Source organism: Nostoc sp. (genome assembly GCF_036917455.1).
Classification (GTDB): Bacteria; Cyanobacteriota; Cyanobacteriia; order Cyanobacteriales; family Nostocaceae; genus Nostoc.
This window is the reverse complement of the sequence record NZ_JBALDK010000235.1, coordinates 1-10,706: the sequence shown is the minus strand read 5'-3', so window position 1 is coordinate 10,706 and position 10,706 is coordinate 1. Positions and strand designations below refer to the sequence as shown.

General features: G+C 42.0%; 8 protein-coding genes. 2 read left to right on the top strand and 6 right to left on the bottom strand.

All coding sequences use genetic code 11. The annotated features are described in order from the left end of the window. Positions 1-637 precede the first annotated feature (637 nt). From V7K42_RS26195 to V7K42_RS26175, 5 genes are all read right to left on the bottom strand, one after another. Positions 638-2,281, bottom strand: coding sequence for an acetolactate synthase large subunit (locus tag V7K42_RS26195; protein WP_334920266.1), 1,644 nt, complete (start codon positions 2,279-2,281; stop codon positions 638-640). Positions 2,282-2,442: 161 nt separating this feature from the next. After that, positions 2,443-3,810 carry an NAD-dependent succinate-semialdehyde dehydrogenase gene (locus V7K42_RS26190; RefSeq protein WP_334920268.1) on the bottom strand — a complete coding sequence of 456 codons (1,368 nt, stop codon included), beginning with the start codon at positions 3,808-3,810 and terminating at the stop codon, positions 2,443-2,445. Between the two features lie 532 nt (positions 3,811-4,342). Further along, a complete protein-coding gene (locus V7K42_RS26185; RefSeq protein WP_334920264.1) occupies positions 4,343-5,995 on the bottom strand; it encodes an adenylate/guanylate cyclase domain-containing protein in 1,653 nt (550 codons plus the stop codon). A gap of 646 nt (positions 5,996-6,641) precedes the next feature. Further along, positions 6,642-7,523: a ribosome biogenesis GTPase YlqF gene (gene ylqF / locus V7K42_RS26180; protein ID WP_104900117.1), complete on the bottom strand. Its 882-nt coding sequence runs from the start codon at positions 7,521-7,523 to the stop codon at positions 6,642-6,644. 31 nt (positions 7,524-7,554) lie between these two features. Next, positions 7,555-7,938 (bottom strand): VOC family protein, encoded by a 384-nt coding sequence (locus V7K42_RS26175; protein WP_334920262.1) that lies wholly within the window; start codon positions 7,936-7,938, stop codon positions 7,555-7,557. A 16-nt stretch (positions 7,939-7,954) separates the two neighbouring features. Between V7K42_RS26175 and V7K42_RS26170 the strand changes: the two genes are divergently transcribed. Next, positions 7,955-8,119, top strand: a complete 165-nt coding sequence (locus tag V7K42_RS26170; protein ID WP_334920260.1) for a hypothetical protein — start codon at positions 7,955-7,957, stop codon at positions 8,117-8,119. Between the two features lie 124 nt (positions 8,120-8,243). Here V7K42_RS26170 and V7K42_RS26165 read toward each other — a convergent pair whose 3' ends face one another. After that, positions 8,244-9,236 (bottom strand): threo-3-hydroxy-L-aspartate ammonia-lyase, encoded by a 993-nt coding sequence (locus tag V7K42_RS26165; RefSeq protein WP_334920258.1) that lies wholly within the window; start codon positions 9,234-9,236, stop codon positions 8,244-8,246. 205 nt (positions 9,237-9,441) lie between these two features. Here V7K42_RS26165 and V7K42_RS26160 point away from each other — a divergent pair, with 205 nt between their 5' ends. Beyond that, complete coding sequence (locus tag V7K42_RS26160) at positions 9,442-10,254, top strand: SDR family NAD(P)-dependent oxidoreductase (RefSeq protein WP_334920256.1); 813 nt, start codon at positions 9,442-9,444, stop codon at positions 10,252-10,254. The last annotated feature ends 452 nt before the right edge of the window (positions 10,255-10,706 follow it).

Sequence of the window (10,706 nt, the reverse complement as noted above, 5' to 3'; positions counted from 1 at the left end):
GTTTACAACATACACAATTTCTGGTTTTTGTCAAAGCTTTTGTTAAGAAAGATGTTTATAATGGATAGCTTTTTAAGGGGGATTTAGGGGGATCTAAAATTTTTGATACCGACAAGAGGACTTGTTCATTCATCCTGTTAGACACCAATAATAAATAAGCCCTCTAATTAGCTAGTTATTGTTAGATTGAACTTTAATTCTCAGTTACAGAGCTATATATAGGACTCCTATTTGATTATTGAAATACGCTTAGGGTGTCTTAGCGAAGCTTAACGCACTTCTCCCGAAGCTTTTGGTGCGTTACGGCTTACGCCTAACACACCCTACATATACTTAGATTTTTTCAGGAATCAAATCGGATTCCTATAGTAACCACTAAAACAATAGTCTAAAAGATATAGAGATAAATGTTTTCAGGAGTTAAACATACCTGAAGAAAAATTTCCAATAATAATGGATGGAATAAATGGGCTTCTTGTTGACTTTGAATCTATGAATTAAAGGAATTTAAAATGCAATTATCACTACCAAACGAGCATTCACTGAATTCGCCATCGTGTAAAGGCAGCAGTATTAGATAAGCTTACCCTGCCTAAATATTGTAGAGACGCGATTAATCGCGTCTCTACAATATTTATTACACCGCGCAGCTCAACTCGCCGGCTTTTTGACTAAAGCGATGATTCTCCCGATAATCTACGGGACAATCTATCACCGCAGGTACATCTTGAGCGAGGGCTTCTTTCAAAGTGGGAATCAAATCTAAAGCTGATTCAACTCGGTAGCCTTTTAAACCCATGCTTTCGGCAAATTTAACAAAATCAGGGTTGCTAAAATGCACAAATGATGAGTTTCCTTTACCAAATTGATTTTCTTGCTTCCACTCAATTAACCCATAGCCACCATCATTGAAAATTATGGTGACAAAGGGCGTACCGACACGCAAGGCTGTTTCTAATTCCTGGGAATTCATCATAAAGCCGCCATCGCCTGTGACAGCAACAACTTTGCGCTTGGGATGAACGAGTTTTGCTGCTAAAGCGCCAGGAATGGCAATACCCATAGCCGCGAAGCCGTTGGAAATTATGCAAGTATTGGGGCTATGGCAATGATAATGACGAGCCATCCACATTTTATGTGCGCCAACATCAGAGATAACGATATCATCTGGGCCCATCACTTGCCGTAAGTCATAAATTAACTTTTGCGGCTTAATCGGAAATCCATCATCATGGGCATACTGTTCGTAATCAGCCCGAATCTCTGACCTTAAGCTAATAGCAAAGGGATCGGGTTTACCTTGTCTGTCTGCTAATTTTAAAATTTCATAGAGGGAATCAGAAATATCTCCCACGACTTCGGCGTTGGGAATATAACTACTATCAATTTCTGCTGGACTTACCCCAATATGCACAATGGGAATTTCACCATTCCGATTCCATTTCTTGGGGGAAAACTCAATCAAATCATAGCCGATCGCAATGACTAAATCTGTATTATCAAAGGCACAGGTAATAAAGTCTCTTTGCTGTAATCCCACTGACCACAAAGCTAATTGATGTGTGTAGGGAATCACACCTTTACCCATGAAGGTATTGGCAACAGGGATATTCAGCAATGTGGCAAATTGCGTGACTGCATCACTTGCTTGAGTGCGAATTGCCCCATTTCCGACTAAGATTAATGGGTTAACTGCTTGGCAAATTGCGGCTGCTGCTGCCCGAATGCTAGCAAAAGATGCATAAGTTTTTTCGCTATTATCCTTACGCAAAGGTTTGCCTTCGACGGGCATGGCAGCAATATTTTCTGGTAAATCGATGTGAACTGCACCAGGTTTTTCCGATTGCGATCGCTTAAATGCTTTCCGCACTACTTCTGGTGTAATACTCGGTCGCACAATTTGCTTATTCCACTTGGTAACAGGTGCAAACATTGCCACCAAATCTAAATATTGATGGGATTCAATATGCATTCTATCTGTTCCCACTTGACCGGTAATTGCCACTAAGGGCGCACCATCGAGGTTAGCATCTGCTACCCCAGTCATCAAATTTGTTGCCCCAGGGCCAAGAGTAGAAAGACAGACTCCAGCTTTTCCTGTCAAACGTCCGTAGACATCGGCCATGAATGCTGCACCCTGTTCGTGACGAGTCGTAATAAATTTAATGGAAGAATGTTTTAACGCTTCCAAAACGTGCAGATTTTCTTCGCCAGGGAGTCCAAAAATATATTGCACTCCTTCATTTTCTAGGCACTGCACTAATAATTCTGCTGTATTCATTTTATTTCCTAACTAGCAACTAATCTGGGGATTGGGGATTGGGGATTGGGGACTGGGGATTGGGGACTGGGGACTGGGGACTGGGAAATGGGAAAAATCTTTCCCAATACCTAATCCGTAATCCCTAATTTTTAATTTCTAATCCTAATACCCAGTCCCTATCATTTCACCCACACGGTTTTAACATTGACAAACTCATGTATACCTTGGATACTCAATTCTCTGCCATATCCAGAACGCTTGATGCCACCAAAGGGCAACCGAGGATCGGATTTGACCATACTGTTGATAAATACGGCACCGGCTTCGATTTCTTTAACTAAGCGATCGCTCTCTTGTTTATTGGTTGTCCAAGCGCTTGCACCTAATCCAAAGGGACTGTCATTAGCGAGTTTAATGGCAGCATCAATATCTGGAACCCGGAATAACAAGGCTACTGGGCCAAAAAATTCTTCTTTTGCAATTGGTGCTTCAGGCGGGATATCTATGATAATCGTTGGCGGATAAAAGTTCCCTAGACGATCTGATAATGGATGTCCGCCGGTGAGGACTTTACCACCACTTTTGGTAGCAGCTTGAACTTGTCCATCTAAATCCTGGAGAATACCAGGTGTTGCCAGGGGGCCTAAATCGGTATCCGGTTGCATAGGATCGCCTACTTTTAGCGCCTCAAATTTTTCTAAAAGCAATTTTTCAAATTTATCTGCGATCGCATCTGCGACAATAAAACGTTTCGCTGCAATACATGATTGCCCGTTATTTAACATCCGCGCTGTAGTTGCTGTGACAACTGCTGTCTCTAAGTCAGCACTTTCTAACACAATAAACGGGTCACTTCCTCCCAATTCCAAAACTGTTTTTTTAATTTGTTTGCCGGCGGCGACGGCGAGGGATATACCTGCTGGTTCGCTTCCGGTTAAGGTGGCAGCTTTTACGCGGTCATCAGCCATTAAATCGGCAACTTTGGCAGCGCCGATTAATAGAGTTTGAAACGCACCTTCAGGAAAACCTGCGCGGCGGATAATATCTTCAATTGCCAAGGCGCACTGCGGCACGTTGGAAGCATGTTTGAGTAAGCCGACATTTCCCGCCATGAGTGCTGGTGCAGCAAAGCGGAAGACTTGCCAAAAGGGGAAATTCCACGGCATGACTGCGAGAATTGCACCCATTGGTTGATAACGTACAAAACTCTGGCTGGCATCAGTTTTTACACTGACATCAGCTAAGAAAGCAGGGGCGTGTTCGGCATAGTAGCGACAGACAACGGCGCATTTTTCGACTTCCGCGATCGCAGCTTTAAATGGCTTACCCATTTCCAGAGTCATCAACTTAGCAAATTCTGCTTTGTCTTGCTCTAAAATGTCGGCAGCTTTTTCTAACCATTGCGATCGCGTCAAAAAACTAGTCTGACGATACTGTTCAAAAGTTTGATTAGCTAAATCGAGTTTAGCGGCAATTTCTGTATCATTGAGCGCCTCAAAGGTTTTGAGCGTCTCCCCAGTGGCGGGATTAATAGTGGCGATCGCCATTACCTGACCTCCCGTTAAAAAATAGCTTGAAGTTGGCTTCCTAATGTTATACATATAAACTGAGGAAGCTACCACCCAAATTCTAGTCTTTTAGCCAAAAATTAGCTGCTAAATATTACAATTTCGCAATTTTAATTGAATCAAAGTATACCAATCAATAAGTATTGACATTGATGAATTAAATACAAATAAAGTTGCTATAATTTGCACAATTGAGGAATCAAGCTATAACTCAAGTCTTAGGCAAAGTAGTTACATTCGATGAGTTCGTTGCTAACAGGTAATTCGTAATGGGCTACGCCCCGCTTTGCTAACGTAATTCGTAATTGCTAGCATTCCCCATTCAGCTTTAGAGGATGTTTGAGATATTCAAATAATCTTGTCATTTTCAAACATCTGAAAACAATACTTTATTTATTAGGATTTAAAAAGCCGGGGTTCTAAATTCAGCGATTTAGTAAGTGACAAACTGCCATATATAGCAGTTTGTCGATGGGTTACAGAATCTAGACCTCAAAGCCCATGCCAATCCCTAAAGATTCATGATTGGAGCAATGATTGTTGGCGCTGGTTGCAATTTTGTCTGATAAACCTTAACTAATCGCTCAATACCTTTGAAACGATAATCTCCCATTTCCTGAAAGTCTGAAGGTAGTGAAAGCATTTTATGAGTGGCTTGACTAATTACGCATTCGCTGGGGGGACAAACTGCTTCCATCCGAGCAGCAAGATTAATCGTCGCACCTAATGCCGTGTAATCTACCCTTTGAGAACTACCGACATCTCCCACAACAGCTTTACCGCTATTAATCGCAATCCGTAATTGCAAGGGTTCGTGCCAAAAACCATTGGCATTCAGATGTTCGAGACGAGTAAGCATTCCCTTGGCAGCAGTAACAGCGCGATCGGCGTGATCTGATTGTGGTTCTGGAGCGCCAAAAAATGCCATAATACAATCGCCAATATATTTATCTAAAGTGCCACCCCAAGTAAACACTTCTTTTAGCATTTCTTCAAATAAATTATTTAAGAGTTGAGCGATCGCAGTTGGTGTTAACTGTTCAGAAATTGCCGTAAAGCCGACTAAATCTGCAAATAAAATACTGATTTCGCTCTCAGTGGGAGCTAAACGACCACCTGGTAATGCGCCTACAGATATCAACTGCTGCACAACTGCTGGAGAATGATAACGTTCTAGTCGATGGCGAATCATCTCTTCCGTTTTGAGTTTCTCTACCAGCAACCAACGCTGCACACTAGAAGCCACAAGGTTCGCTAAAGCTGAAAAAAAGCTGAGTTCTTCCTCGCCTTCATTTGCCCAATGGTAAGAAGAAAGATTGGCATCAGCATAGAGTACGCCGACAACTTTATTTTCATCCCATAAAGGTACTGCCATTGCGCTACGAATGCCTTTGACTAAAATACTTTGTTCGCTAGCAAACCGTTCATCCTGATGGGTATCGGCGGTTTGAATAACAACTTTTTCGTCAAATACCTTTTGACAGATACTCCGACTAATCCAACTACCATCTGAGGGGAGATGTTTTTGTTGAGAAGTATTTCTAGTGGCAGCGTTCACTAATTCTAATTGACCGCAACCATTAACATCAATTAATAATGCCAAGCGATCGATACTATCAAGGTAGCGAAAAACTACTTGCTGTACCTGAGAAAAAATCTCTTCTATAGATGCTGCCGCACAAAGATTTTTAGCTATATCCACTAAGTCTTTGAGACGGGCAATGGTTTTGTCCTTATTGCTAATATCGCCATCCTTACTATCAGCTGCGATCCATTGCTGTTGTAATTGTTTGACATTGTGCAGGATTGTTCTCTGCTCATTATTTTCCGAACTTCCGGGATACTCAGGTGCGGGTTGGTAAACAGGGCTTGTAAGCAGCACTAACAGGCTAACATTGCCCAGCCAAATAATATCACCGTGATGCAACTCTTGAGGAGAGTTAACAAGATATTTATTGAGTTGCGTCCCATTTTTACTGCCCAGATCCTCAATAGTCCACACACCCTCTGCTGTTTTCACTAGGCGAGCATGGTTGCGGGATACTCCAGCAAAAGGTAAGTACAAGTTACATTCCGGCAAACGACCAATTGTAAATAAATTTTGGTCAACTGCGATCGTTGTCTCGGTATCTCCCTCTTTTAGGCGTAGCGTGAGTTCAGTCATGAGTGCGATCCATCGAAGCTAGAGGTGCAAGCAACTCTAAGGTAAGTTATACCCTACAGGTTAACCTTCACCTTTTCTTTATGACACTGTTAACTGCATTTCGACAACTGTATGTGACGGATATTACATTGAAATAGGGAATTTTGCTAGAGGTTTAGATGAGGTTTGAATCCCTTGGTGAAGGGGAGCCACCAAAGAGGCATGGAGATGACTGAATGGGACGCTTGTAAAGGGAAAATCGTTGAGGCTCTTGGGTGCAGGGGAGCAGGGGAGCAGAGGAGCAGGGGAGCAGGGGAGCAGAGGAGCAGAGGAGCAGGGGTGCAGAGGAGCAGAGGAGCAGGGGAGAAAGAAGAAGTTTTAGGTATTGCGTTCGGATATTCAGAAATTCCCCTCTGCACCGAATGGCACTAAGAAAAGCTGAAACCTCGTCAGGGCAGGGTGTGGGGGGTGTGGAAGGTTTGTTGCTTTTTTCTATCTCCCCACTATCCCACACTCCCCTCTGCACCCTTGCCCCCCTGCCCCTCTGCAATCTTTCCGCTGCACACTCTTGAGCTTAACTTAGTGCCATTCGGAAATGACCCTTGACTCCTGCTGTGGAATGAAAAAGGGAACATATAGGATTTGGCTTAACTACCTTAACTCTTGATTAATTTGGTGGTAATTCTAAACTCATTTCACCCAACAAGCCTTTGCGAAAATCTGTTAAAAGTTGTCTTGCGGCTCGTTCTACATCACCTTTGTAACGATGCTCCGCCAAGGCGTGTAAATAGGTATCTCCGGTGTCGGATGTCGAATCGAGTTGGTAACGGGACTGTAATGGTTTTTTGGGTAACAAATCTGTAGTTACAGCTTCCAAATAGTTGAATAAATCCACTAGGGCTGCTGCTACTAGTTGGTTATCATAAGATGCTTCGCCAATATCATCACAAATGGCTAATTTCAATGCTGCGTCTTGATCTTCCAACCTTATAGGGATGACACCAGGAGCATCTAGCAATTCTAAATGTTCAGAAATTCTCACCCAACGCAGTTGGCGAGTTACCCCAGGACGGGCTGCACTTTCCACTACTCGCCGTCCCAAGAGGCGGTTAATTAAAGCTGATTTACCGACATTGGGAAAACCAATTACCACAGCCCGTACTGGACGGGGTAACATTCCGCGATCGCTTCTTCTTTGATTGAGTTCTACTCCTGCGGCTTGCGCGGCTCGCGCTACTTCTGCTATACCTTTACCATGTTGAGCATTGGTAAAATAAGGGACTTCTCCTTGACGTTTAAACCAATCTATCCACAGCGATCGCATTTGCGGCGTAATCATATCTACTCGGTTAAGGATCAACACCCGTGTCTTACCCTCCACCCACTCACCTATTTGGGGATGGTGAGTCGCTAAGGGAATCCGCGCGTCTCGTACCTCAAACACCACATCTACGCGCTTTAGCTGTTCTTTAAGCTTCTTTTCAGCCTTAGCAATGTGACCTGGATACCATTGAATCAGGTTTAATCTATAGTTTTGAGTTATAGCCATAGTAAATTACCAAATAAATTATTATTACTTATCAATTATCATTCACTGGGGCTTGATGTAGAATAATACGATTGCCATCAGGGTCATAAGCATAAATTTCTCTACCGTGGGAAGCAATGGAAATATCTCCTGGTGGTGGATAGCCTAAAGCTGTTAAGTGAGCGATCGCATCTTCCAAGTTACTCACCTCTAAACACAAAGCGATCTTACTTTTGGTGACAGCTTCAAATTCCGATTCGTTTGTGTTCTTGGGTTTAAAAATACCTAATCGCATACCAAGTAAATTAAACTCAGTATAGACATTCGGAATCAAAATAACTGGCTTTTGCTCCAGGAATTTAGTATAGAAATTTACTAAATTCTCGCAATTAACCGACGCTATGGTGACAAATGCGTTAGTGTACTGAAAAACCATATTTGCCTATCGCCCTTTGAAGTTTTTAACTCAACTTTGTCTAAATGCGATCGCTTTGATCGTTATTTCTAAAGGTTATAAATTACCCCATTCTCAGCTAACCACTGCTTCCGCTCCCCAAATGCCGGGCTGTGATGCGGTTCAATTAGATATTGAATATGGGAATAGCCAAGGTGGGTAAAATCCCCACTCCGCAGATATATAGCAAGGGACTGGGTACTGGGGACTGGGGACTGGGTGAAAAGTCTTCTTGTGTCTAAGTTTCATCATCTGTTAATGTCCTAACCACCAAGGCTTGTGCTATATCAGGCAAAAAAAGCAAAAGCGGGTAATTTAGCATACAATGTGCCAACTTGCGCTAAATCTACATTTCCACCACTGACGATGACACCAATCCTCGACTCTGGTGCTTTAACTACACCTTCGAGTAAGGCTGCTGCTGCAAGGACTCCGGTGGGTTCAACGACAATTTTCAACCGTTCCCACAAGAAAAACATGGTGCGAAGAATTGCTTCTTCAGATACCGTCACCATGTCATCGACGTAATGCAGCACTAAGGGAAAAGTAATTTGACCAAGGCTAGGAGTCCGCGCACCATCGGCGATGGTATCAGCATTCTTGACAGTTTGCAGCGTTTTGGTGTGAAAGGAGCGGGTAGCATCATCGGCAAGTGCTGGTTCTACCCCAATTACTTTACAATTGGGTAAAAGTGCTTTGGCTACGATCGCACATCCTGAAAGTAATCCGCCACCGCCACAACAAACTAATAACAAGTCCAATTCCCCAACTTCTTGAATCAGTTCTAAAGCAGTTGTTCCCTGTCCAGCGACTACATGGGGATGATCGTAAGGGGGAATCAGAGTGAGATTGCGATCGCTTGCTAGATTTTGGGTTAATTCTTCTCGGTTTGTTTCCTGGCGATTGTATAAAATTATCTCTGCACCATAACCACGAGTAGCAGTTTGTTTGACTATGGGTGCATCATCAGGCATGACAATAGTGGTGGGAATATTGAGGAGCTTACCAGCTAGAGCGATCGCTTGGGCATGATTTCCTGATGAATAGGTGATAACGCCTGTTCGTTTTTGGGCTACCGATAGTTGCGTTAAGGCATTGTACGCCCCTCTAAATTTAAATGCCCCCGTGCGTTGAAAGTTCTCGCATTTAAAGAATACTTGGCTATTGGTGCGATCGTTAACAATTCTAGAAGTTAGCACAGGGGTGCGGTGGGCAATTCCCAAAATCCGCTCTTGTGCTGCTTGCACATCAGTTATAGTAACGGAATTATGTTGTGACATTAATAACTAGATTAAATATTTTTGCTCTTGTTTAGATAGATACAGATTTTTATATTTACGACTAATATGCTTGCTTTAAACATACTCATTTCAGGTGGACAGCATCATCTTTTACCATAATTTTAGCTATAGCAAAGATTATATACTGCTAGCGCTAAATTTATAAAAGTTAAATTAATTAACTCAAATTAGTCATTTTTGCAACATGAATAAAACATCCGAAATTCGGCGAAAAAAAACTGCTCTAATTACAGGAGCGGCTAGTGGGATAGGCTATCAATTAACCCAGATTTTTGCTCGTCATAGTTATAATCTGGTGTTAGTAGATAAAAATGAACAAAAACTTACTGAAATTATAAATGAGTTTCCCCAAAAGTTTGGTATATTTGTGAAAATTTTGGTTAAGGATTTATCTATCAAAACATCGCCAGATGAAATTTTCACCGAACTCCAGCAAGCATCCATCAAGATTGATGTGCTGGTTAACAATGCTGGCTTTGGTACTTATGGAACATTTACCGAAACAGACCTCAACATTGAACTGCGAATGCTTCAGGTAAATTTGGTCAACGTGACTCATTTAACAAAGTTATTTCTCAAAGATATGGTCGAGCAAGACTATGGGAAAATATTAAATGTAGCCTCAGCAGCAGCTTTTCAACCAGGGCCGTTAATGGCAGTTTATTTTGCTACTCAAGCCTATGTCTTATCATTTTCAGAAGCGATCGCTAATGAATTAGAGGGTACAGGTGTCAGCGTGACTGTTCTTTGTCCGGGGCCAACAGCATCCGAATTCCAACAAACTGCTGCAATGAAAGATTCCAAGATTGCTAGTGTTAACAGAATGATGGATACGGAAACCGTTGCTAAGATTGGTTATCGCAGCTTAATGAAAAACAAAACTGTTGTTGTTCCTGGGATGAGAAATAAGATATTGACCGAAAGCGTCAGATTTACACCCAGAAATTTAGTAACAAAGATTGTGAGAAGTATGCACGAACTTAAAAAAAGTAGATAGTTCGATATTTTATCCTTTTTTCAACTAAATCACGGGAGTTACTTTCCTCACACAACTAAGTGGACAAGGGCATCTACCTAAAACCGAATAAATCGGTAACTGCATCACAGAAGGTTTTTATTGGGAAGCCCACAGTAGATATATTCCACAAGATAGCTGTTTTTTGAATATATATATGTTATTAAATTGGGCAGAAGTGCCTGAAAGATAAAAATAAGTTAAAAACTACAGATAAAAGAGTTGTGTTACTTACGTATAGATGCTTGTATGTTCAGGTAGTGCTGCGAGAACAACAAGAACGCCTATAGGACAATCTGCAATGTCTAGTGGAGTCTTTAGAACAGACGAAAAGAGCGGGTTTTAGAAGTTAGTGGTAGTCAGTGAATTTTCATAGATAACTTTATAGGTTTTGGCATTTTATTTCATTTCACTGCCTACAAAATTTCTCCAAA